Consider the following 25,032-nt stretch of genomic DNA (forward strand, 5'->3'; position numbering starts at 1 on the left):
TTCGACTCTCCCACTTCAAAATTGGCTTCAGCGGAAAAATGTAAGAATTTAATTCACTTCCAAAAATAGCGGGTTAAACTCTACAGGATGAAACGAGGGGAGCCTCGCAACAAATTAATATCCACTTATATGATTGGAGTGTATAATGGCGAAATTTGAAGTCTACAAGGATAAGGCGGGAGAGTTCCGCTGGCGCTTCGTAGCCACTAACGGACGGATTATTGCCGTTTCCAGTGAAGGCTACAAGAGCAAGAATCATTGCACTCATGGAATCGATCTGATCCTAACCGAGGGGAAAAAAGCCCCAGTGGAAGATATCAAGAAGTGATAGTTCGAATCGATTTTTTTCGCTGGATTCTACCAGGATTATTATCGCCCAATTCCGCCCCCGGCGGCCGGTCCAAATAAGCCGGAGCCAGTACCGCGACTTGCCAAGAGGTTGGGAACCACTTCAAACTGGAAGCCGAAGTTATTGAGGATCGCGTTGTAATTGAAGCCGAAATTGATCGTCAAGTCCGTACCCGTTCGGGAGAACATCAGAGTGTTGGACAGACTCTGATTCAGGCCGAAGTCGTAGGTAGTACTTGCGATGATTGAATACTTCTGACTGAACACGTATTGCACGCTGGCGGTCAAGGCTTTGGAACGCACCGGGTCGAACTGACGGTAGCCGATGTAGAAGCTGGTGCGATCGGGCCGATTGAGATACGTTCCGATATTCCAATAACTCACCCCTGGATCGTACGGATCGAACCAACCGCTGGAGGTAATGCCCGTCCGGTCGCCGACGTACCAGTAGGAATCATATTCCAGGAACGAGACATTATGACCGAAGTTATCCCTGTTCTTATCGGGGAAGATACTTGCCGACAGGTCTAAGGTCAACCAGTCGACGGTATGCTCCATCCCCGGGTAGCCGCGTTTGGTCTGCCATCGCTGATTCACGTCCAATTGCAAAATTTGAATGCTATCCAAGGTATCCGGGCTGGTATCCAAAAGCCGTCGGACCGCATAAGTCTGCGGATCGTAATAAGGCGAGTTGGCCAGAGCATAGCCCTTATATCCCGGCACATAAGCCGTCTGGAAGGGATGGATATCCCGCAAGGCCATATCTGTCGCGTCATCATTCAACCGATCCAATTGGGGAAGTTGATCATGCCCCACGTTGGTCCAGGCGTTGAAGTAGTTGGCACCGAAAGTGATTTTGTGATTCAAACCGTTCAGGTTGAGCAATTCACTTTCGACGTCGGAGTACAATTGCGACATCGGCAGGCTCGTTCGCACCCCGCCGCCACCGTAAAACCGGCCGACATCCTGCCCCTGTAAGTCATTGCTGTAGTAGGCCAGATCGACCTTCGCATACGGGACGACTTTCACAGGTCCGGCATTGAAAGGCAAGCTGATTTCCTGCATCACATCGAAGCGACCCGTGCTGGTTTTCTGATCGGTAGGCTCGTAGGGAAACGGCAGAGTATTGATCTGCCCCGGTGGAGAGAATGGCGAAAGCGTTGTACGGGCCGGATTCAACTGGGCGTAACCCGCGCTGCCCCAGGCGTTATATGTGAAGGTATCGAAGAACGATTGGCCGAGCCAGTAGCCACTCGCTTTAGGCAACCAGTTGGTTTCGGTAACCCAGAAGCGATCGAAATTCGCCTTACCCAGAACGGAGACTGCACCGATGCCATCCTGATATTTCAGGTAGCCGAAGGATTCGAGGTTATCGCCCGAATCGAATTCCGGCTTGTAGTAAGATTCCAGAAAGCGCGGATCGCTCAGATGAGCGATCTGACCCATGAACGTCAACTCTTCCGTGACTTCCAGCTGACCTTTCCAGGATATTCGACTTCGATATTGCGAAGGCTCAAAATCGTTCTCGCGCGGCCCACCCAGTTTGTCATGCCCCTGATCGTAAATCCCATACGCTTTGAATTCCGTCATGAACGGCATATCCATGCCGTAAAACTTGTCGCCGCGATTGCTGTAACTGGTGCCCAGGGCCGGCCCCCGATCGCTCAGGTAATCCGCTTGCAGATCCCAGCGTTCGCCGGGGAGCGGAGTCATGGCGAGAAGGTCGAGGACGCTCCAGGTCGTGAGAATCTGGGTACCGAAGATCTTGTCGGTTCGGAACGCAACACTTTCCAGCGGCCCGAGAGGTCGATTCACGTTACCTGCCATGTAGGGCACGTAGAAAAACGGATACTCCATCGCCTGCAGCGTCACATTTTGCGCTTCAAAAAGCGTCTCCGGTGAAGTGATATCCTGCTGCAACAAGCGGTTGTAGTATTGGTTGCCGAAAATATTTCGGCGAATGTCCGGTTCCTGAACAATGTCCACGGTCTGGGCGTTCATGCTAACGCCCGGATCGGACGGTAGACTGCTGGAGGACATCTGAACGGCTTGAGCCCGGAATTCCGTCGGCGACAATTGCAGAATTTCTCGTGCCTTAATCACTGCCGGATCGCGGAGCCCCTGCCGGAAGAATTGCAATACGCCATTGACCGCGATCGCTTTATCTTTACTCACATCGTAGTAAACCTTGTCGGCTCGCATGGTCTTATCTTCTTGCGGGGTGCCATCCGCATTCTTCTTCTCCGTGGAGTTGCCGTACCGGACGATGACATTACCCGACATGAAAACTTCAATTTCCCGCTCGTTGCCCGCCGGCTGTGGAGTCGATGAATTAATCAACTCGTCGATTTGTCCCCCTTTGAGCCATACAACCACATCGTCGGCTTGAACATCGAGAAAGGTGCTCTTGTCCCCCTTGATGAAGGTGGCGAACATTTTGATCCCACCCGTCAGGATGGCAATCTGCTGTCCCTGCGGTCCATCAACGTACTTGATGTTGAAGCCTCGCGAAGTTCGCATCCCGAACTGCAGCAAGCGAGTTGCTCCCGTGGGAAGAGGAATCGCACTCTGGGCCGGCGTAACCGGCGGAGACACGGGTATGGTCGCATTTCCCGAAGGTGGGGCGGCCGTCGTAATCCCGGGCACCGGGGTGTTAACTTGCGAGGATTGAGAGGATCTGGATTGTGAGTTCGAATCGTTGGAGGGGATCGGAATTGGTTCTACGAAGCGCGGAAGGACAGGATCCTGAGCCGAGGCCGGATTCCCAAACCCTGCGAGCACGAAAGTGCACACAGCTCCAATAAACGCGGTTCGCCAACCCACGCTGCCTCCCTGCTGCGCCTCAGTTAGTTTCAATCTGGCGTGGGAATACGGTCTGTAGAAAAAAGTGTCAAGATGAAGCAAAAAGGTCAATCGAAAGGCGAAGAGCCGCTCCGGGAAGGAGCGGCTCTCGCTTATTTGCAAAATCAGGCAAAAGACAGAATCTGGGAGATTACTTCTTCTTGCCGAAGGCGAAAAGGTTCTTCTCGGTCATCACGTAAAGCACTCCGTTTGCAACCACGGGAGTACTCCGAATCGGCTCGCCGATCTCGATTTTGGCCAGGAGATACTCTTTTTCGACTGCTTTACGGACTTCAATCAATTTTTTACCTGCAGCTTTCTCATCGGCTATTTGGGATGCGATTTCGACTTCGTCCATGTCCTTGGGTTGCTTGCTGTGCTTGAATACGAAGAGATCGCCATCTTCATTCCCAATGAAGACTTTCCCATCGACGTAGTAGGCAGATCCCCAGATTGCCGACTTCACGTCAAATTGCCAGAACTTCTTACCCGTTTTCGCGTCCAGACAATGGAGATACCCGGCCAGCTCGGAAATGTAGAGAACATCGTCGATGATACAGGCGGTGCTCATGGTCCGACCGAAAACGTAATCGCGTTTGGCGTTGGCTCGCTTTTCCGCACCCCCGTAATGCCAGACCACCGCGCTGTTCGGGTTCGGTTTGGTCTTCGGTGGGAACACCGAACCATCTGTGACCAGTTCGGGGGAGAGATCGACTACCCCTTTCCCGCCCTTGGTGGGATCGATGCACCAATAGTGGCCAATGCCCTCGAAATGCTCGGGATCCTGACCCGTACCAATGAAGACTTTACCCTGGTGAATTACTGGTGTTCCGATGAAATCGCTTCGAGTGCCTTTACCGCCCAAGTCGTATTTGGAATCTTTGGGATTGGCGTCGAACTTCCAAAGCAGATCTCCGGTGTCGGGCTTGAAGCTGTAAAGCCAGCCGTCGCCGCCCGGGAAAATCACCTGTTTGACGCCACCGATCTCGCCGTAGACCGGATTGGACCACTGCCCGTGCATAATGTGCTTGCCGGGCAAGTTGCTTTTCCAAACTAGCTTGCCACTGTTTTTGTTCAAAGCGATGAAGCTGGGGGCTTCGGGTGACGGAATATTGATGTGGCCTTCGTCCACGCCGTTTGCAGTGACCAGGAAAAGCATATCGTCGATAATCAGCGGAGAGCCATCCGACATGTTGTGAGGGAACACGTTCAGTTCCTTCATCATGTCGAATTCCCAAACGATCTTGGAGTCCGTCGGAGTTTTGTACTTCTGTTTCTCCGCGCCTTCGGCACCCTTGGTGCAGCCGTCGACATCGGCACAAACGACCGTACAGCGGTTGGTGGTATAGTACACCCGGTCTTTGACCACCGTCGGTGTGGAGCATAGCCCTTCGCGCGGCCAGTCGTGTACCTGACCGGACGGCAGCTTATCATGAACCGATTGCCAGAGGAACTTTCCGGTGGCTTCCTCGAAGCACATGAGAATACCTTTATCGACCGGTTGCTTGTTCGTCGGATCGATATCGCGATTGTTTCGCGGGTTCTCGTTATTGGTTCCGACGAAAATGCGGCCGTTGGCAATGGTCGGCCCGCCATAAGCGCGGGAGCCCAGTGCCGACTTCCAGATCGCGTCTCCCACTTCGAATTTGGAGGGGATGTCGGTATCGATCGGGTTCACCATATTGTGATTAGGCGTCCCACCGAACATGGGGTGATCGCTGGTCCCCTGCAAGTTCACTCGCTCGGCGGATGCAGGAAGAATGCCGATCTCGGCGGAAGAGGCCTGACCCGTGTGCTGAATGGCAAACCACACGCCAAACCCCACCGCCATCGAGCAGGCAGAGCCCGCTATCCACCGACGCAAATCATATATAACGCTCATAAATCCGGTTTCCTTGAAAATTCGTGTGAGAATCAAGGCACTGCCGGGAAGCAGCACCTCACCTTCTTTATTTTTTCAACGGCGTGATCATCACGTTATCGTAGTAAATTTCTCCGCCCGGCGAGTCGGCCTCCGCGTTGGAGATATAGCCGTAAAGGGCCGCCGCTCCGCCGGTATTGGGCATCGGATCGGTGAACTCAATCGTCCACTCAGCCGGTTCGGGTTCTCCCTTGGGCCAGACTTTCGCTTTCACCACTCCCAACTTGGTTTCAACGCTCAGTTTGGTGTGGTACCAGACTCCCGATTTCCAGGTGAATTCCTTCTGAATGTTAATGCGAGGCAACGCTTCCCAAGAGGTTAGTCGAAGTTCGCGATGGCCGTTTTCGTCGGTCTTGCCGTCCAGAATCAACAGATACCGTCCGTTGACAACACCCATATCGGGGAGCTTTTTCTTAGCTTCCAATCCCTTGATATCCGCTTCGATCGTGTAGTCCGAAATGTCAGTTTGAGAAATGTACGCATTGGCTCGGGAAATCGGCGGTCGGCTGTCGTTGTTCACTTTGAAGAGCACTTTGTTCTTCTTGCCGTCTTCGTTGAGTTCGACCACGCGGAATTTGCCCTGAGTGTTCACCCAACCCGCCGGGACACCACCCACCGGCACCATCTCGAAATCCTGTTTGTAAAGAATTTGCGGAGCAACGCGTACTCTTGCGCGGCCCTCAATTCCTTCAACTTTTACCGCAACATATCCTTGCTGTGCCGGTTTTTTCGGATTGATCGCGATCGTTCCCGTAGCCGGATCGAGTTGAGCATCCAGCGGCGGGGGAGCTGTCGTTGCCCCCTTGGGCATCGGAGGTTGTGGTAAGGACCATTCCATCGGAAAGGCCTGCCGGGTGAGAATTGGCTGTCCTTTCGCATTGAAGAGTCGGACTTCAAAGTTGATCTTTTCGCCAGGTTTTACAGTAACTTCGGCAGGGAAGAGGGCGACCTGAGCCACCTTCTGTTCCCCGGGAGCTTCTTGAGCCTGAGGCTTACCCTTCGGTGCAGTGCCCTGCCCGGTGCCGATACAATAAATCTCATCGCGGGTCGCGAGATAGATCACGCCATCGCCGATACTGGGAGTGGAGTTGCTTTCCACGAAGCCTTTAGCTTTCGGACGAACTTTAAAATTGGTGGTGTGAGTTTCAGCGTCATCCGGTGCTTCTTTACCCGGCTTCAGCTTGATGATGTGAAACTTGCCAATGGTTTCCGAGATGTAGAGTTTGCCGTCCGCAACGAGTGGTGCGCCTCGGGAAGTCGTGCCATAGGCGTATTTCCAGAGCTCTTTGCCGCCCTTCTTGGCATCGAAGCAAAAGAGTTTTGCACCATCATCCGGAACATAGAGTTTACCATCGGCATAGGCCATCGAGGCTAACCCCCAACGTACGCCTTTGGTATATTCCCACACCAGTTTCGGTTTGCCATCTTCGACTTTCGATGCGTCCAGACAAATGATTTTTCCAATGTCCGAACCGGTTGGATTTTCTTCCCCATGGGAAATCCAGACAAAATTGCCATCGACGACCGGCGAAGGGTTAATTACACCGGCCGCAAAGTGATAGCTCCAAACACGCTTGCCGGTACGAACCTGGAAAGCGTGCACACCGCCATCGGCCGCACCGGTAATGAGAAGCCGTTCGCCGTTGATCACCGCCACAACGGGATTGGAATAATAGGTCCCTTTTACCCCTTGAGCGGGGGTCTCACCGTACCAAACAATCTTTCCGGTTAACCCATCGAATGCCACGAAGCGATTGGTTCCGATGGCGTGGTTGCCCCAGGAGCCATTCACGATCCCGACAATAACCAAGCCCGAATCGAAAATCGGACCGCCACCGATACGGCCACCGTAGCCGGAGACGCGACCGAGTTCTTCCGTGAGTTGTCGAGTCCAGACATGTTCACCGGTTGAACCTTTGAAGCAGTGCAGAAAACCTGCGGTGGAATGGGTATAGACGAGATCGTTTTTGGCATCGCCGGCTACGGGCGCCCAGCCGAGTCGATTCACGACAATATCGGTGTGGAAGACGTTAAAGTCTTTTTCCCAGAGTACGGTGCCCTTGGCGGCATCAAATGCAACGACTCGTTCGCCGATGAGTTGCTTTTCGGCATCGGTGGGGACATCGAGTGTTTCGCCCTTCGCACTGATGATGAAAACTCGCCCGTTCATGACCATAGGTGTCGAACGGCAGCCGTAGGGCTGTTTCCAAATCAGGTTGTTTTTGCCAACCGTGCGGGGATCCCATTCATCGGGAAGCCCTTTGGCGTCGACGGAGCCTGTCTGATTCGGTCCGCGCCAGTGGGTCCAATCGTCGGCCTGCAGCAAGGTAGCGCTGCAAAGCCAACAGAAGACGATTAGCAAACGAGACATATACTTCCTTTCACCAAAGTGCGGCGAGTTCGGCGGATTCAATGTAGATTATCATACCGGCGGGAATACAGGAATCTACCATGGTGCTATGAAGGTCTTACAAAGATCTTCAGCTAGATCGAAGATATCGGGTAGTTGCGAACCCCCACTGGCGAATTTCGCTCCAATACTTATACTTAGTTTACACGGCTCGGTGGTGAAATTGGCAGACACGCAAGACTTAGGATCTTGTGCCGCAAGGCGTGTGGGTTCAAGTCCCTCCCGAGCCACTTTCTGCTTTTGATCCTTTTCAACTTGGTGCGGTTGCACACCAGCCCTTTTGATACATCAAAAAGGGAATCTCTTCCATTCCCAGGCTCTGATAGGTTTTTTGGCCCCGCTCGTTTTCTTTTTCCACATAGAGCCGCAGCCCAACGACATTGCCCTGCTCGTGCCCCAGTTTCTCCGCTTCCTGGAAAAGGCTTCGGAAAACCCCACCCCGGCGATGCTCGGCCTGCACATAGACGCTCTGCACCCACCAGAACCAGCCGTTCCGCCAGTCGCTCCATTCATAGGTAATCATCAACTGCCCGACAACCACCCCGTTAACCTCGGCCACGAGATAAAAGCCTTTGGCAGGGTCGCTGAATATGGCGGTGACGCCGCTGGTGAGTGTTTCGGGAAGCAGTTTTTTGTGTTCGGTTTCCCAGGCCAGCCGACGATTGAATTCGACCAGAACTGCAATGTCCGTAACCGAAGCGCGACGAATCCGCATGTTTTCCTCCGAAGCTTTTTTAGAATTTTTTGCGAAGTGCTGAACGAAAATCGGCTGGAAAAACCACATATATAGGAAACTATAGGAAACGTTTTTTCTGCGAGGCCTCTATGCGCCTGACATTACGAACCCTGCTCGCTTACCTGGATGATACTCTCGACCCGGCCGAAACGAAATTAATAGGTCAAAAGGTCACGGAGAGCGATAAAGCCCGCGAATTAATCGATCGAATCCGCAAAGTCACCCGCCGGCGTGGAATCGCCTCGCCACCGATGGAAGGGGACAATCCGACCTCCGATCCGAATACCGTTGCGGAATATCTGGACAATTCGCTTTCCGCGGAGGAACTCGCCGATTTGGAAAAGCTGGCCATGGAGTCAGATAAACATCTCGCGGAAATCGCCTCAGCGCACCAGATTTTATCTCTCGCCCTTTCCGAACCGGCCTCGGTTCCTCCGAGCGCGCATCAACGAATGTATCGGCTGGTCAAAGGGCGGGAATCGATCCCGTTCCGCAAGCCCACGGCTCGAATGGCGGCCGGAATTCAGGAACCGGATCCCAAGGAGAAGATCGATTCGGAGTACGATTTTCAACTTCCGGTGATGAATTCGGAAAAACCGCGCTGGGGCATTCTCGTTCCCCTGAGCCTGATACTACTCGCTGTCGCGGGTTTTGCGATCTACAAAGCATTACCTCAGAACGAACCGCTATCGGGCTCCGGCTACGCCGTTTTCGACAGTACAAAATCGAAAGACCTTGAAGAATCTCCGGCCAAGATCAATCCCGATGTTCTAGCCAAGAAGGCGGAGACCCCAAAGAAAGATCGGGAGCCACTTCCCACTAAGGAACCAAAAGATTCCATCGTAGTCAACGAAATCGAGACTTTACCTCAGCCCCGGGAAGAAGTGGTTGCTAAACCCGATGTGGAGGTCCCCGCCCCACGCCCCAGTGAAATCCGGCAAGTCATCGGAGGTTGGGAGGGCTCCAAAAATCAGGTACTCATTTCCAGATCGCCCCCTCTGGAAGTCGTGAAATTGCCTCGGGAAGATATCTGGCATCGCATCGGGAAAACCAACGCCATACTGAATACCACCGACTCTCTGATTGCGCCGCCCGGCTATCACCCGGAGATCAAGCTTCTTAGCGGCGTGCACATCCAACTTTGGGGCAACTTGCCGGAGTTGCTGAACCTGCCCTTGCTGGAATCGGCAATTACGCTCTTTTTCCCCAAGGAAAAGTATGATGCCGATTTATCCTTGGATTCCGGCCGGATTTTCATCAGAAACGATAAAGCTTTCGGTCCGGCTCGCATTCGTGTACGAGTCCGAGAGCCGATTCGCGAGCTTCCCAAAGACGAAAAATTGGCGCCGGGCCAAAAGCCCTATTTATTCAAGGAAGAAGTTTGGGACATCACTTTGCTGGAGCCCAAAACCGAAATCTGCCTCGATCGATTTGAGGGCTATCCGCCGGGCGTGAGTTACTCGCGCCGCTACAATAATGAATCCCCCAAGCTGGAGTTTTACTGCGGACTGGTCTCCGGTAAGGCGGATATCCGGGTAGGCTTCAAAGAATTTTTGAATTTGACTAGCCCGAGCCTCATGACCTGGGACAATCGGGGGGGAGGACTGAAAGCCCCCGAACGCCCGAACGATAATCTCATCGGCATTTGGAGCAAAGAAACGAATGTCCGGCTACCGGGAGCCACTGAATCCTTGAATGCTCTCGGGGATTTGGAAAAACGTCTGCAGGGCAATGCAGAACCCGCTGTTGTGGACGTCGAATGGGCTTCGATCTGGAAAAATGAAACCGAAAAGCCAAGTCGGCGAATTATCGCCCTTTTCGGCTTGGAATCGATTGATGCCATCGCCGATATGCTGGATGCCCTGGGAGATGAGTCTCTACCCCTCCGTCAGGCCGCAATTGTGATGCTCCGGCATTGGTCCGGACGCGCCCAGGATCACGATTCGCAACTCAACGAATTTCTGATCAATAAGCGGCGATTCCCGGAGACTCATTCGGAAATCATTCTCGAGCTTTTACATACTTTTTCCGAAGAGGATGCCCGCAAGAACTCCACTTATGAGAAACTGTTCAATTACCTGAAACACGAAAGAATTGAAATTCGGGAGTTGGCTTTTTGGCATTTATCGCGTCTGGACCCTATAGGTTTAAAAGAGATCGGCGGATTCGACACCGCCGGTTCCGAGAACGCTCGCATGGCAACCTGGGCGAAATGGTTTAATTCCTGGCGGAAGCGGTTCGACAGCAAGAAGCCAAAGAAGTAATACAGATAAATGGCTATTTTTCGACTTCGGTGGAACGAGTACCCTCCCGCCGGCTGGCTGGGTGGGATAACCACGATAGGCAATTTCGACGGCGTGCACCTGGGACATCAGGAACTCTTGAAAACCTGCGGTGAACTGTCGAGTTGTCGACTGCCAGTGGTGGCGGTGACCTTCGATCCCCACCCGGTCCAATTTCTCTATCCGGATCGCTATCAAAAGCCCTTGATGAAACTGGAGGATCGGTGCAGCCGCTTGCAGAAGTGCGGCGCCGATCATGTGATGGTGCTTCAGACCACGACGGAATTAGTGTCACTCTCCCCGTTGGCTTTTTTTGAAACGATTCTCCATCAACAACTGCAAATCCGAGGCATGGTGGAAGGTTTCAACTTTCGTTTCGGGCACAATCGCGAGGGAGATAATTCGTTACTCGAGCAGCTTTGCCAAGGATCGGGTATACCTTTTCGAGAAGTCCCCCCTCTGAAAGAAAACGGCATTCCGATCTCGACTAGCCTAATTCGCAAAGCTCTACTCGAAGGAGACCTCAAGTCCGCCAATCACTGGTTGAACACCCCCTTTACAATAGAAGGGAAGGTGGTCGAGGGAGCCCGCCGTGGTCGAACGATTGGATTTCCGACCGCCAACCTCGGTGAAATAGTCACGATACTTCCCGCCAATGGCGTTTACGGGGTGAAGGTCAGGCATCGGGAACAAATATACCGCGGAGCAGCGAATATTGGCCCGAATCCCACTTTCGGGGAATTCGCTCAAAAAATCGAGGTCTTTCTGCTCGATTTTCAGGGCGATCTCTACGGCGAAAATTTGCAGGTGGATTTTTGGTTCCGGATACGCGATACGATGAAATTTAGTGGGGTCGATGCGTTGGTCACCCAAATGAATCAGGATGTCGAGATGGTTCGACGTTGCATTTCATTGGAGAAATAGCTCATGCAGGATCTGAGGAGTCGAGTGGAAAGCGTCCTGAAAGCGGAAGTTGCTCCCGCTTTGGAACTGGATGGAACGGGCATCGAAGTTCTGGATGTCACTGACGGTGTGGCCCGGCTACGCTTAAACGGTGTCTGTGCCGGATGCCCCGCAAGCATTATGACCGTGGTCATGGGAATCGAGCAGGAGTTACGTTCCCGGATGCCGGAAATTGAATACCTGGAAGCTGTGCCTTAATCGCAAACCCATTCCCCGAAGAAAGTATGTTCCTAGGCTATAACACCAATGGATTCAGCTACCATCAACTTACCGATGCCATAGAGATCATCGCGGAGTTGGGTTACCGGGGAATTGGCCTTACTCTCGACGTTCATCATCTCGATCCTTTTCGAACCACTCGATCAGAAATCACCGCGGTTCGAAAAATTCTCGAATCCCATAACCTTCGCTGCGTCATCGAAACCGGCGCTCGTTTCATTTTGGATCGGCGTCGAAAGCATCAGCCAACACTACTCAGCCCAGTCGATTCGGAGCGACGCTCAGAATTTCTTCGGAAGTCGATTGAGATTGCTCAGGAATTGAATGCCGATTGCGTCAGCTTCTGGTCGGGGACGCCAACCGAGCCCGAAAATCGAGAAATCCTCGAACAGCGACTGATCGATCACTGTCTGCGGTTATGCGATTACGCCGCGAGCCGTCAAGTCAAATTGGCCTTTGAGCCTGAGCCGGGAATGCTGATAGACAAAACTGCGGAGTTCGAGATTCTATTCCACAAAGTGAATCATCCATCGTTTGGTTTGACCTTGGACATCGGCCACCTGATCTGTCTGGAAGAACCGGTCCGTGACACCATCCTGCGCTGGAAAGATCATCTCTGGAACGTCCATCTGGACGACATGAAAAGGGGTATCCACGATCATCTGATGTTCGGGGAGGGTGAAGTCAATTTTCAGGAAACCTTCGCCACCCTCAAAGAAATCCACTTTAACTACGGCGCCTATGTCGAATTGTCTCGCCACGCTCACGATGCTGTTCGCACGGCTGAAAAATCCTTTCGTTTTCTTTCCTCTTACCTCACTGAGTAATCCATGTTTCAAATTCTGCTCTTCAGCCTCTTCCTGGGATTCCAGGATCCTGCTCCTCAGGAAAAAATCTTAAAACTTCGGACCGCTTTACAAGAAAGTGATGGTAAAACCGCAGTCAAGTTAGCGGATGAATTGATCAAGTCGAGCCCCAATACTGCCAGTCTCTATTTCGACCGAGCAAGAGCTTATATCCTGCTGAATCTTCCGGAGAAGTCAGTCGAAGACTTGAACAAAACTGAAAAGCTCTCAACCAAGGAGAATGCTTCGCTTTACAGCGTGCGTGGCGGCGAATACTTCAAGCTTGGCAAGATCAAAGAATCGATCGCCGATTTCGATAAGGAAATTCTTCTCAATCCCCGCTCGGAAGAAGATCACTGGCGTCGAGGAATTTCACTCTACTACGCGGATCGATTTGAAGATGGGGCGAAGCAGTTCGAACTTGGCAAGCGAGTGTACGGCAACGATGTGGAAAACGCTTTCTGGCACTTCCTTTGCCTGGCCCGCCAGACCACTCCGGAAAAGGCCCGCAAAGAGCTGCTAAATGTGAAAAACGACAGTCGGTACTATATGCCCAAGGTTTACGAAATGATCGCCGGTAAAGCCAAACCGGAAGAAGTTTTAGAAGAAGTGAAGAAATCTTCGGAGAAGGATAAAACCGAAGGCTATTTTTACGCGAACTTATACGTCGGGCTCTACTACGAAGCCACCGGCGAAAAAGCGAAGGGCCTCGAGTACATTCGCAAAGCCAAAGACGATTACGTCATCGGGCATTACATGTATCAGGTCGCCAAAGTGCATGTCTTGCTGCGAGACAAGAAATGAGTCAATCGATCACTTCCGGTTCGATCACCCGCATCGCCTTCCATTTGCCTCCATGGAAGCGACGGAAGTAAAAGAGCCCCTGCAATGCAACGTAAAGGGAAAGGAAAGACCAGGCCCAGTTCAATCCCCAATTGTTCTGCACGGCCAGGTAGGTGGGTAGCACCATCACCGGCCAGGCTAAACTAAGCGATACTAGCGTGACATAAAGGGTATCACCCGCCCCGCGCAAGGCCCCGGAGAACATCAGCGTCATGCTGTCGAAGATGGCGAAAGCCCCGATGAAATAGAAAAGCACTTTCAATTTGGCAAACACCGCGGCCCAGTTCTCGGGATGGTTATGATCTTGAAACGGCCAAGCGCAAAAACTGGGGAAAAGACTGTACATTGAAACCACCGTGCACATGTAAATAGCACAGACCACGAAGGCATTCCGTACACTTTTCTCGGCGATTTGCGGCCGATTTTCTCCGAGTCGCTGCCCGACCAGAATCGACACCGCCTGGCTCAAGCCGAACATCGGAATGAAGGCAAAGTTGTTGATGGTGTAAGCGAGGCTGCTGGCTGCCAATTCCGCTTCGCCAAAACGCCCCGTCAGCGATAGGAAAGAAGCGAAGGCGGTCATATCCAGAAACCACTGCACGCCGCTGGGAAGTCCGAATCGCATCAACCTCAGAAAAGTTTTCGAACAGAAATGCCAACCGACGAGGAGATCAAATTCCATTCGATACTTTTTCCGAAACATCAGAGCGAGACCGATAAGTGCGGAAACCCAGGAAGCCGCGGTGGTGGCCCAGCCGGCACCCGCCACCCCGAGTTGAGTAAATCCCCAACCACCTAAAACCCAGGCATAATCGAGTAAACCATTAACGATCGTTCCCGCCACATTGATCCAAATGACCGTTCGCGAATTACCCAAGCCACTAAAAAACGCACAAGTCACGCTTGTCAGAAGAGCTGGGAGCCCCATCCAACAGAGGGCTCCGAAGAAATCGCATTCCAGTTGCTGCACCTGCTCGGTATGACCCGTCATGGCAAAAATATGAGCTCGGAATGGAATCAAAGAAAGAATGGCAATACCAAGAAAAGCACTGAAATAGATTCCCTGCCAGACGATAGGCCCAATTTTGTGAGGGCGACCGGCCCCTTTGTACTGAGCCACGAAGGTGCTGACATAGCCTGAAGTGCTGAAGAGTAAAATGAACGGCGTCCAGAAGAACATAGCCGCCGTGGTGGTAGCCGATGCGGCATCGGTTCCCAATTGAGCGGCAAAAGCCCGATCCACAGTTATTTGAATCGTGGAAAAGCTGCTGCTGATAATCAACGGCCAGGCGAGGGACAGTAGCTCCCGAATACCCCCTGGCCGGGCGTTGACGATGTCTACCGTTGAAGAGGCTTGCAAGCGACCATCCTTTCCATCAGGTCAGATATTCTACAAAGATCGGCAATCTGGAAACTGGATCGGTTTATTTGCGATGGGTTAAAACCTTTCTAAAACATCTGGGTAAGGAGATCTGGAATGGCACGCGACCCAATGGAACCCAAGCGGTGTGCGGAACTACTCGGTGCACTCGCCGCTCCCGAGAGATTGAAAATCGTTCGATTCCTGGCTGAGGAAGTTCATAATGTGACCGAAATCGCGGAAATGCTGAACACTCCGGCCGTGAACGTTTCGCATCACCTCAACGTGCTTCGACATGCAAGGCTGATCAAAGGAAATAAGAAGGGCCGTTTCGTCTGGTATTCTCTGCAACCAGGTGTTTTGCAGGAAGTCGTCGAAGCCGGGATTCCCAAGGAAGTTCTCGATTTGAACTGCTGCAAACTCGAACTTCGCATGGGTAAAAACGATAAGTGCTAAAGTTTTCGGAGCACGAACGTGCACGGAGACTGAGGGGCTTCCGACTCATAGAGTTTCCAATCGAACAATTTCTTATCCAATTTTTCCAGCCAATTCCGAACGGCGTTTGCCTCTTCCTCCCCTCCGGGATGACCGACATAAGCGACAATTGTTACGAGGCCGTTGGGTTTCAGATAGTTCAGCCCGCATTCTATTGCGGTGAGTGTCGTCTCTGGCTGGGTAACGAGAGATTTGTCGCTTCCCGGGCGGTAGCCGAGATTAAAAGTGATCGCCGCAATCTGGCCGAGATATTCCTTTGAAACCAATTCCCCCATGCGTTCGTGACCCGCCAGTATCAATCGAACATTTTCGATTTGTTCCTGCGTGAGTTTGGCTCGCGTTTGCTCGATGGCTTCCGGTTGGATATCGAAGGCAAAAACCATTCCCTGGCCTCCAACCGCCTTGGCCAAAAAGAGGGTATCGTGCCCATTTCCAGCAGTAGCATCAATCGCCTTATCCTTAGGTCGCAAATGCCCGGCCAGCAGTTCATGGACCAGATTCGTCATTCGAGTTTTCAATGGGCACTCCCAAAACGCGTCCAGGAAAGTTGCGTCGGAATGGGTGTCGCATCGATCAGAAAGTTGGCAAAGTGTAGCGATACCAAAGGTGCGTACAAGGCTCCCTTGGTACCCAGACCATTGAAAAAACCGAGCTGTGGCAGATCCGGAGCCAAGCCTATGGCCGGTTTGAGATCACGCAAAATGGGTCTAATGGCCGCTCGATGATCTACAATCTCAAAATCACGTTTTAAAAATTCCTTCAGTCTTTTTAAAATCAGTTCTCGACCGGCCTGGGTGGGAGCCGAATCCAGCTCTTTCCACTCATAGGTTGATCCTGCCCGATAAATTTCATTACCGCACCGAGCCAGCCAAATTCCTCGATGAACGACTCGTGTTTCCTGCAGGCCGGGTATTCGAAGGGTGAGAATTTCTCCTTTGGCCGGTAACCAGTCTGCAAGCAATCGCGGATTTCGCCGTTCCTGATGACCGGTACAGGATATCAGCTGACAAGCAGTTAGCTTCCAGCGAGGAACGTAAACACGATCACGGAGCAGTTCGATGTCCTCAGATAAATCGAGTCGATCAGTTAGAAATCTTTGCTGACTTCGCAGGTAATCTCGAGTGGCTTGGAGATATTCTGGACAATTCAGGACACCCGCTACTGGCATCTCGAAGCTCCCGTGGGGTTGTTCGAAGTCATTTGGATCGAGTGTCGAGCTCGGGTCGGAGCGAAGCAAATGAGGTTCCACTTGCAACTGGGCTTCAAATCTTTGGAGCTCTTTCTGCTCAGTAAAAATTCGAACCATGGGAGCCAGAGTGAGGATCGACGCTTGGGTGAACCGTTCGACTTGCTGATAGAAATGTTTCGCTAACGGCCAGTAATCATCCCAACCCTCGGTTTTTACCAGTCGTTTACCGGTGAGAGGCGTGAGAAGCCCGGCCGCGATTTTTGAGGAAGTGACTTCGTCTACAGGGTCGACAACGCAGACGCTCTTGCCTCGCCAGATCAATTGCCATGCGAGAGTGCTGCCGGCAAGCCCCTGTCCGAGTATCAGGTAGTCGAAATGATCCATCGAATAGATCTAGAGAATTTGGAGAATTTCTTGAGACCCGAGGTTGATCCACTTTGCCGGAATGTGCATTTTGATACGGCAGCAATTAAATTCTAAATTACAACGCAAAATCCAGCTTAAAGAAAACTCAGTTTCGATTCTCAAGCTTCACTGGAATATCGGGTTGCACTTGTTTTTTTACTCACTCGGGTTTATCCAATCGCCTGCCGAGAAAGAAGGATCTTAAATGCGTGGGAACGGATTGTTGCCCGGTGGAGGGATGGGTCTCTCCTGTGTATTCGCAATCTTACTTATCGTGAGCAGGCCCGTTTATAGCTATGCTCGCCAGGATCCCTCGGAAGCCACTCCTAAAACTCCGATCATTTCACCGCCAGAATTAGATTCCAAACTTATAACGCCAGAAGCTCCAAGCAATGGCTTCAAGGAATTTCTTTCCGTTAAGGTCGTCGATGGCACTCTCCCGCCTTCGGTAGTACTGCCGCCCGGTTCCGCATCAGAATTCTCCAAAGCCACTGATCCCAGTCAACGCACCGTGCTCCCTTCAGGGCCCACCGTATTCGGTATTGCAGGGATTTCGATCTATCCCGTTGGGGAGCGAACTGGCCCGAACGGACTCGAGTACAATCAACTTTTCTCTCTGAATCTCGATCTGAACATCTGGCTCTGGCGGAGCCAAGGACTCTATTTGACGAATCAGATGGTTTTCTGGGGACAGAAACCGGGAATCGGGATCACCAATTCGAGTCAGGGTAATTTTGACTTCAGCAAACGGGAATATGATTTTACGATCGGTGCCGCCTGGAACTACTCCGGGCCTTGGGAAGCGCGATTCTTTGCTTATTCCTACAACAACTTGAACCGCGGAACTTCTCTGGCCAGTCCCAATGGTTTTAACGACGGCGTCGCACTGGAACAACGATTATACCTCGGCGATGGATATACTTTGCTGGGCACGTCCGATTACGACATCGCCCGGACTTCCTATCTGGGTGTCGGCTACTATCCCACAAAAAATATGACAGATACACAGGGATATCTCTTTAAACCCGGGCTATTCGGCGAGAGCTATCTCTTCTATGACCTGATCGATAAAACCCTTTATGCTTATCTTCAAAGCTCGCTCATTTTTAGAAATGATTTCTCACCGAAACTTCTACAGTCCGATCTCGGGCTTGCCTGGCGACCGTTCGAAGAACACAAGCGGCTAGAATTTCGATTGGGCGTCAACAATACTTGGGACATTATGCGCAAAGACGCGCAAACGGGAATTTACGCGGCCATTCGATTTACATTCTGATTGAATTATTTCTTCCGAGTGTTTGTCTCGTTTCTACTTTTCGATCACAAAACAGCCTTATTCCGGCACTCCGGAATTCAATCACGGCCACTAACACTCACCAGTCTTGTTCAAATCTTCATAGAAGATTTTTTTGAGCTATTTCCCGATAAATAATGTGCTTTCTGACCGGGCAATGCTTCAGAAGCAGGCTGCATCGACCTCACCGCGTCGAAAATTGCTATACTAAGAAGATAGGAAGTGGCACATTTGAAGAAGCTTGGCGCCTCGTTCAACACGTCTACTTCACAACAATCTCTTTTGGGACCGCGAAATCTCATTTCGTCGGTATAGGCTTTTGATGTCAGATAGTGTGACCGTGGAAAGTACGTCCGGCTTTTTGGAACTGGGGCTCGATCCCCGAATAATCAAGGCATTGAATTACGACACTCCTTCCCCGATTCAGCGGGAATCGATTCCTCACCTGCTAGAAGGTAAAGATCTGGTCGGCTTGGCCGGCACAGGAACGGGTAAAACCGCAGCTTTTTCCCTGCCCTTGATTCATCGCTTAGCAAATTCGCCGAACAAAAATCGGGGAACTTCCATTCTCGTTCTCGTACCCACACGCGAACTGGCGATGCAGGTTGCCAAGGCTATGCAGACCTATGGCAAACCGCTGGGAATCGATGTTCTGGCCGTTTACGGAGGTACGGGCTATGGTGATCAAATCCGTTCGATCCGCCGAGGCATCGATGTGATCGTCGCCACTCCCGGCCGATCGCTGGATCTGATTCAAAAAGGCAAACTTCCGTTGAATGACATTACGGCGGTAGTCCTGGACGAAGCCGACGAAATGCTCGATATGGGTTTCGCCGAAGATATTGAAGCCATTTTGTCGGAGACGCCCAAAGCCCGGCAGACGATGCTCTTTTCGGCCACTATGCCGCCACGAATCGAAGCGATTGCTTCCCGACATCTGCAAAATCCGGTTCGCATTAAAGTTGCCCGCGAAAAAACAGCGCACGACGAAGTTCCTAAAGTTCGTCAGCAGGCCTATCTGATTCAACGCCAGAATAAGCTGGCCGCCCTCGGTCGCATTCTCGACATGGAAATGCCGACCTCGGCTATCATCTTCTGCCGAACTCGCACCGAGGCCGATGATCTCACCGAAATGCTCAGCCATCGCGGCTACAGCCCACTGGCACTGCACGGCGGTCTTTCGCAGGAACAACGCGACCGCGTCATGAAGAAATTCCGCGAAGGAGCAGCAGACCTGCTCATCGCTACCGACATTGCGGCCCGCGGGTTGGATATCAAACACCTTTCGCACGTGGTGAACTTCGATGTTCCTACCCAGGCGGAAGCCTATGTGCATCGCATCGGTCGTGTGGGACGGGCAGGTCGCGAAGGTGTGGCCATCACGCTTTCCACTCCTCGCGAGCAGTGGCAATTAAACACCATCGAACGGGAAACCAAGCAAAAGATCGAAATCGTCCGCATTCCGACAGTGGTCGAACTGCGCAAGAAGCGGTTGGAGAAGACAGCTGGTGATTTGCGGGAGCTTCTGGTCAAAGCCGATTTCAGCGACGATCTGCGAGCCATGTTGGGCTCCCTCGAGGAAGATTTTGATGTTCGGGATGTTGCCCTGGCGGCAGCCAAACTGTTGAGCCAGAACGGGAAAACTGAAACGGAAGAAAAAGACATCCCTGCCGTCAGCGAAGAGAAACAGCGGAATAATCGATCCGGACCGGGAGGACAGGGAGGATCGGGCGGTCACGGCGGCAACCGCGAAGGTCGTCCGATTCGCAGTGGCGAGCAGGATCGCAAGCGAGCCGGTGCTCGACCGACTGCCAAGGGAATGGCCAAGATCTACTTTGGTATCGGTTTCGATGCCAACGTTGGTCCGCGAGACCTCGTCGGAGCCATTGCAAACGAAGCGGGCATAGCCGGCAAGGATCTTGGGGCAATCGACATAACCGATCGATTTTCGCTAGTCGAAGTGCCGCAGGATGTAGCGGCCTATGTGGTGGAAGCTATGCAGGGGACTCGTATCCGCGGTCGCAAGGTGAATGTTCGTCCAGACCGCATGCCCAAGAGCTGATATTCCAAAAAAAGCTGGGAGATTTCTCTCCCAGCTTTCACATCATTTGGACAGATCCACGCAGATAATTTCTTTGTCGTTGCGAACGTAGATGTGCTTATTGGCGTAAGCCGGGGCACACCACAGCACATCGTGGCCGAATGCATTGTTCGTCGGTGTCAGCAGTTTCGTCCGATCGATCTCTTCATAACCTTTGGGAGAGAGCTTGCCGATTACCAATTCTCCCTTTTCCGTAAAGAAGAAATATCGATCTTCATTCTTCACGATGAAGGCGGTGGCACAGGGTGCGGGACGATCCGTTTCGGAAGTAGCCACCGGCTGGGCGGTTTCCCAGAGCCGCTTGCCGCTCGGCATTTCCACCGCGTAAGTCGTACCGTTCGAGTCCATGCCATAGATGACATTGTCCACCAGCATCGGCTGGACATTCAAGGGTGATATGCCATACTTTTGTTTGTCTTTCCAAACCACCTCAACGCCCGGCTTTTCTTTATTTAATTTCAGAAGAAGATTCTTGTTCAAATATCCGCCGACGAACAGATAATCGCCGAAAACCAACGGCGTCATGATAATAGAGTTGTTCGTCGCTTCGTATGGGGTCGTCCAAAATTCTTTGCCTGTTTCGGGATCGAGAGAAGTCACGGCATTTGGGGCCATAACTATCAGTTGGCGTGTCCCACCGGATTGAATGATCGTCGGAGGGGAATACCCCTGCCCCCCATCACCCGGGTTCGCGGGTGAAGTTCGCGCTTTCCAGATCTCCTTGCCCGTTTCGATGTCGAACGCGGCGACGTGGGAGCCATTTCCACCCACCAGGGTGATGAGTTTCTTTCCGTCGATGAGCGGATGACCGGCATAACCCCAGAGAGCCGATTTGGTCTTGTATTCCGCTTTCAGATCATGGGACCAGATCACTTTGCCTGTAGCAGCATCGAGACAGACCAAATTGCCTTCCGCGCCGAGGTTGTAAACCTTTCCGGTGCGATATTCGGGCGTGCAGCGCGGGCCAGCGGGGTAGGAAATTGCGTAGCGGACGGGATATTCGTACTTCCATAGTTCCTTACCGGTTTTTTCATCCAGGCAGAGAACGCGTTCCGTACCATCATTCGGCTTGCGGGCGAAATTGTCGACCTTCACATTATCTTTTGTAATGAAATCGGTCACGAAGACTTTGCCTTCGGCCACGGCAGGACCCGCGTACCCGCCACCCACTTCCGCACGCCAAAGAACGTTGGGGCCTTCCTTCGGAAATTTTTCGAGAATGCCCTTCTCACGCCAGATATTATCCCGCTGGGGGCCCATCCACTGCGGCCAGTCATCCGCACGTGCGTTACTTCCCAGTAGGAATACAGATAGCAAAGCCCATTTTTTCATCGGTTTCTCCGAGGTGTGTATCCAGGTACCTGGAATTATTATAGAAAGTGAGATTTAGCAAAATCGTTTCGTACAAGTCTGCAAAAAACTTCCCCGAAGCCGATGCATGGGCTAAAATAGTATTACCTACCTGACGCTCTGTTTTGAGATCTGTCCGCTGCCGTTGGAGCTTTCCCTTGAAGATTATTGCCGTTTGGATCGGATTATTTACTGCGAGCGTTGCGTACGGTGATGAACCCAAATTCCCAGCCGAACAGGTCGAATTTTTTGAAGCCAAAGTACGTCCCTTATTGATCGAAAGCTGCTATCCGTGTCATTCGGACAAAAAGCAGTCCGGCAGTCTTCGGCTCGATAGTCGAAAAACGATCCTCGAAGGAGGCGACACCGGCCCGGCGGCAGTACCGGGCAATCCAGACAAGAGCCTCCTGATCAAGGCCATTCGCTACGAGGGCGATCTCAAGATGCCTGAAAAGCAGAAGCTGGATCCTGCCAAAATTGAAATTCTTGTCTCCTGGGTAAAACAGGGGATGCCTTTTCCGGATAAGGGAGCGGTCATCACGAAAGCCGATGCGATGGAAGCCGCCAAGAAGCACTGGGCGTTTCAACCATTATCTCATCCCAAAGGCGAATCCATCGATGAATTCATCGATACGAAGTTGAAAAGCCAAAATCTGAAACGAAATCCCGCAGCCGATAAGCGAGTTCTGATTCGAAGACTTTACTTCGACCTATTGGGATTACCGCCCAGGCCCGATGAAATCGACGCTTTCGCTCAGGACCATGATCCCAAGGCTTACGAAAAATTGATTGACAAGTTGCTGGCGAATCCGCACTACGGCGAGCGTTGGGGCCGCTACTGGCTCGATTATGCCCGTTACTCCGATACCAAAGGTTATCTCGCGGGCGGCGTTGATCGCAACTATCCGTACGCGTATACCTACCGCGACTGGGTCGTAAAGGCTATGAACGAGGATATGCCTTACGATCGCTTTGTGAAACTGCAATTGGCGGCCGATCGCGTGGCCAAGCCGGAAGAGTCGTCTGATCTAGCCGCTATGGGATTTCTGACGGTCGGCCGACGATTTCTTGGGGATGGCAACGATATTATCGACGACCGAATCGACGTCGTGTTTCGGACCTTCCAGGGTTTAACCGTAACTTGTGCGCGTTGTCACGATCATAAATTCGACCCGATTCCGACCAAAGATTACTATGCCATGCACGGGGTTTTCAATTCGTCCGTGGAACCGGTGGACCTTCCCCTGCTGACGTCCCCTAAAGAAACCTCCGAATACAAAGCTTTCAGCGAGGAGTTAAGCAAGAGGGAATCTGCCGTCACCGACTATCAGAAAAAACGCCGATCGGAATTCGTCGCAGGACTGAAATCATCACCCTTGATTACCAAATACCTTCTCCTGGAGCGAAAAGAACGCAACACACCGGGAGATAAACTGCGGCCGATTTTCCAGGATCGGGAACTCTTCCAATTTGTTTTCACCCGCTACAGGCAGGTAGTCGCTGACAAGAAGAACGCAAGTATTTTCTCCCTCTGGATCGAACTGGCTGCCCTGTCTCCGGAAAATTTCGAACTCAAGTCCCAGGAATTGCTTTCCGCGGCTGCGAAAAGCGAAAGCAAGCTGATAACGGATCCGATCGTGCTGAAGGCTTTTGAAGTCAAGAAGCCGAAAACTTTGGCCGAAGCGGCTCAAATCCTGGCCAAACTCCTTGCCGAGTCCATTGAGCTCAAAAACAAGTTCCCAGAACAAGGTCCGTTGGCGAATTTAGTCACGGAAACGGGAGGCCTGGCAAACTTCCAGGATGCGGAAATCGACCAGATGTTCAACACGGCGGATCGCAACAAGATCAACGCCCTGAAAGCCAAGGTCGAAGAGTGGAAAGTTAAATCGCCCGCCGCTCCGCCCCGTGCAATGGTCATGGTGGACGCCGTGAAACCACACGATTCGCGGATCTTTGTGCGAGGTAACCCGGGGAATCAAGGGGCCATCGCACCGCGTCAATTTCTGGAAGTTCTGAGCCATGACCCAAAGCCGTTCAAGATTGGCAGCGGCAGGCAGGAAATGGCCGAGGCGATTGCGAACAAGGATAATCCGCTCACAGCCCGCGTGATGGTCAACCGCCTCTGGCAGTTGCACTTTGGACAGGGAATTGTTCGAACTCCCTCCGACTTCGGCTTACGTTCCGATCCGCCGACGCACCCCGAACTGCTGGACTGGCTGGCCAATAAGTTCATGGAGGATGGCTGGTCAATCAAAAGACTGCATAAGCGGATATTGATGAGCGAAACTTACCGACAAACCAGCGACATTTCTGCACAAATTGCCAAACTCGATGCGGAAAATCGGCTACTGAGTCATCAAAATCGTCGCCGACTCGATTTTGAAAGTCTGCGGGACTCGCTTCTCTTCACCTCCGGTAAACTGGACGAGAAATTTGGCGGAAAACCCGTTGAGCTTTTCGATGAACCTTATCCAAATCGACGATCGATCTATGGTCAGGTCGATAGGCAAAATCTCCCCGGGACTTTCCGTATATTTGACTTTGCCTCACCCGATTCCCATAGTCCTCAGCGGTTCCAGACCACGGTTCCCCAACAGGGTCTTTTTCTGCTGAATAGCCCTTTCCTGGCGGAACAGGCCAGAGCCCTGGTCGATCGATCTGAAGTAGCGCGAGAAACGGATGCGAAGCGGAAAATCGAAGAAATGGTTTATCTCGTGCTTGGTCGAAAAGCAACGCAAATGGAAGTGGAGCGATCTCTACAGTTCATCAAATTGAAGCTGAATGACAAGCCGTACACCGTGGATGATGCGGCGCTCTCCTGGTCGTACGGCTACGGCGAAGTAAATGAGAAAAAAGGGTTCGTCGCCAAGTTCACGCCCTACTCTCATTGGACGGGAACAGCCTGGCAGGGTGGTGCCAAATTGCCCGATCCCAAGACGGGCTGGACTATGCTGAATGCTCAAGGCGGTCATCCCGGCGATAATCCTCATTTCGCCGCCATTCGACGCTGGACTTCCCCGGCGAAAATGGATATTTCGATCACCAGTACGCTTCGACATCCCAATAAGGATGGGGATGGAGTGCGAGGGGCGATCATTTCCAATAAACGTGGTGTATTACATGAGGAGATCGTTCACAACTCTTCGAAAGAACTCAGCCTGAAAAAATACGCCGTGGAAAAAGGCGAGACAATCGATTTCGTTGCAGATTGTCACAAAGACACCAATAGCGACAGTTTCAGCTGGGCCCCTCTGATCAAACAAATCGGGGGAGAAGGCAGATCCTGGGATGCCACTCGCGATTTCCGAGGGCCAAAAGTTCCTGTGAAAGAAGTGAAATTCGGAGAATGGGAAGAACTCGCCCAGATACTACTGCTGAGTAACGAGTTTGCCTTTGTCGATTAACAGCGGGGAGTTACAGAACTAGATAA

General features: G+C 52.0%; 18 protein-coding genes and 1 tRNA gene. 11 read left to right on the forward strand and 8 right to left on the reverse strand.

Translation table 11 applies throughout. The annotated features are described in order from the left end of the window. The first annotated feature begins 145 nt into the window (after positions 1–145). The gene (locus tag KIH39_RS13125; protein WP_213493697.1) at positions 146–328 is read left to right on the forward strand and encodes a YegP family protein; all 183 of its coding nucleotides are present in this window, start codon (positions 146–148) and stop codon (positions 326–328) included. Positions 329–369: 41 nt separating this feature from the next. On the opposite strand, the gene KIH39_RS13130 is transcribed toward KIH39_RS13125, so the two are convergent. The 3 genes from KIH39_RS13130 to KIH39_RS13140 all read right to left on the reverse strand — a co-directional run bounded on the left by KIH39_RS13130 (position 370) and on the right by KIH39_RS13140 (position 7,481). Next, complete coding sequence (locus tag KIH39_RS13130; RefSeq protein ID WP_213493698.1) at positions 370–3,171, reverse strand: LPS-assembly protein LptD; 2,802 nt, start codon at positions 3,169–3,171, stop codon at positions 370–372. A gap of 169 nt (positions 3,172–3,340) precedes the next feature. After that, positions 3,341–5,071, reverse strand: a complete 1,731-nt coding sequence (locus KIH39_RS13135) for an outer membrane protein assembly factor BamB family protein (RefSeq protein ID WP_246539289.1) — start codon at positions 5,069–5,071, stop codon at positions 3,341–3,343. Positions 5,072–5,138: 67 nt separating this feature from the next. Then, a complete protein-coding gene (locus KIH39_RS13140) occupies positions 5,139–7,481 on the reverse strand; it encodes a PQQ-binding-like beta-propeller repeat protein (RefSeq protein ID WP_213493699.1) in 2,343 nt (780 codons plus the stop codon). 187 nt (positions 7,482–7,668) lie between these two features. Here KIH39_RS13140 and KIH39_RS13145 point away from each other — a divergent pair. Beyond that, positions 7,669–7,750, forward strand: a tRNA-Leu gene (locus KIH39_RS13145). A gap of 20 nt (positions 7,751–7,770) precedes the next feature. Here KIH39_RS13145 and KIH39_RS13150 read toward each other — a convergent pair. Then, the gene (locus tag KIH39_RS13150) at positions 7,771–8,235 is read right to left on the reverse strand and encodes a GNAT family N-acetyltransferase (RefSeq protein ID WP_213493700.1); all 465 of its coding nucleotides are present in this window, start codon (positions 8,233–8,235) and stop codon (positions 7,771–7,773) included. 110 nt (positions 8,236–8,345) lie between these two features. On the opposite strand from KIH39_RS13150, the gene KIH39_RS13155 reads away from it, so the two are divergent. The 5 genes from KIH39_RS13155 to KIH39_RS13175 are packed head-to-tail and all read left to right on the forward strand — an operon-like array spanning position 8,346 to position 13,369. Beyond that, the gene (locus KIH39_RS13155; RefSeq protein WP_213493701.1) at positions 8,346–10,520 is read left to right on the forward strand and encodes a procyclic acidic repetitive family protein; all 2,175 of its coding nucleotides are present in this window, start codon (positions 8,346–8,348) and stop codon (positions 10,518–10,520) included. Positions 10,521–10,529: 9 nt separating this feature from the next. Then, entirely contained in the window at positions 10,530–11,462 is a 933-nt protein-coding gene (locus KIH39_RS13160; RefSeq protein ID WP_213493702.1) for a bifunctional riboflavin kinase/FAD synthetase, read from the forward strand. 3 nt (positions 11,463–11,465) lie between these two features. Further along, entirely contained in the window at positions 11,466–11,699 is a 234-nt protein-coding gene (locus KIH39_RS13165; RefSeq protein WP_213493703.1) for a NifU family protein, read from the forward strand. Between the two features lie 26 nt (positions 11,700–11,725). Next, positions 11,726–12,547, forward strand: a complete 822-nt coding sequence (locus KIH39_RS13170; RefSeq protein ID WP_213493704.1) for a sugar phosphate isomerase/epimerase family protein — start codon at positions 11,726–11,728, stop codon at positions 12,545–12,547. A 3-nt stretch (positions 12,548–12,550) separates the two neighbouring features. After that, complete coding sequence (locus KIH39_RS13175) at positions 12,551–13,369, forward strand: tetratricopeptide repeat protein (protein ID WP_213493705.1); 819 nt, start codon at positions 12,551–12,553, stop codon at positions 13,367–13,369. Position 13,370: 1 nt separating this feature from the next. On the opposite strand, the gene KIH39_RS13180 is transcribed toward KIH39_RS13175, so the two are convergent. Next, positions 13,371–14,768, reverse strand: coding sequence for an MATE family efflux transporter (locus KIH39_RS13180; RefSeq protein WP_213493706.1), 1,398 nt, complete (start codon positions 14,766–14,768; stop codon positions 13,371–13,373). Between the two features lie 117 nt (positions 14,769–14,885). On the opposite strand from KIH39_RS13180, the gene KIH39_RS13185 reads away from it, so the two are divergent. After that, positions 14,886–15,224: an ArsR/SmtB family transcription factor gene (locus tag KIH39_RS13185; protein ID WP_213493707.1), complete on the forward strand. Its 339-nt coding sequence runs from the start codon at positions 14,886–14,888 to the stop codon at positions 15,222–15,224. Here the strand turns inward: KIH39_RS13185 and KIH39_RS13190 are convergent. Next, complete coding sequence (locus KIH39_RS13190) at positions 15,221–15,781, reverse strand: tRNA (mnm(5)s(2)U34)-methyltransferase (RefSeq protein WP_213493708.1); 561 nt, start codon at positions 15,779–15,781, stop codon at positions 15,221–15,223. The genes KIH39_RS13185 and KIH39_RS13190 overlap by 4 nt on opposite strands. Continuing rightward, positions 15,778–16,836: an NAD(P)/FAD-dependent oxidoreductase gene (locus KIH39_RS13195; protein ID WP_213493709.1), complete on the reverse strand. Its 1,059-nt coding sequence runs from the start codon at positions 16,834–16,836 to the stop codon at positions 15,778–15,780. Before KIH39_RS13195 ends, KIH39_RS13190 begins: the two co-directional genes overlap by 4 nt. Before the next feature lie 226 nt (positions 16,837–17,062). On the opposite strand from KIH39_RS13195, the gene KIH39_RS13200 reads away from it, so the two are divergent. Continuing rightward, the gene (locus KIH39_RS13200) at positions 17,063–18,133 is read left to right on the forward strand and encodes a hypothetical protein (protein WP_213493710.1); all 1,071 of its coding nucleotides are present in this window, start codon (positions 17,063–17,065) and stop codon (positions 18,131–18,133) included. A 358-nt stretch (positions 18,134–18,491) separates the two neighbouring features. Continuing rightward, positions 18,492–20,213 carry a DEAD/DEAH box helicase gene (locus KIH39_RS13205; protein WP_246539290.1) on the forward strand — a complete coding sequence of 574 codons (1,722 nt, stop codon included), beginning with the start codon at positions 18,492–18,494 and terminating at the stop codon, positions 20,211–20,213. 42 nt (positions 20,214–20,255) lie between these two features. Here KIH39_RS13205 and KIH39_RS13210 read toward each other — a convergent pair whose 3' ends face one another. Then, the gene (locus KIH39_RS13210; protein ID WP_213493712.1) at positions 20,256–21,584 is read right to left on the reverse strand and encodes an outer membrane protein assembly factor BamB family protein; all 1,329 of its coding nucleotides are present in this window, start codon (positions 21,582–21,584) and stop codon (positions 20,256–20,258) included. Between the two features lie 176 nt (positions 21,585–21,760). On the opposite strand from KIH39_RS13210, the gene KIH39_RS13215 reads away from it, so the two are divergent. Continuing rightward, on the forward strand, positions 21,761–25,006 hold the full coding sequence (locus KIH39_RS13215; protein ID WP_213493713.1) for a PSD1 and planctomycete cytochrome C domain-containing protein: 3,246 nt from the start codon (positions 21,761–21,763) through the stop codon (positions 25,004–25,006). Positions 25,007–25,032: the final 26 nt, after the last annotated feature.

Source organism: Telmatocola sphagniphila (genome assembly GCF_018398935.1).
Classification (GTDB): Bacteria; Planctomycetota; Planctomycetia; order Gemmatales; family Gemmataceae; genus Telmatocola; species Telmatocola sphagniphila.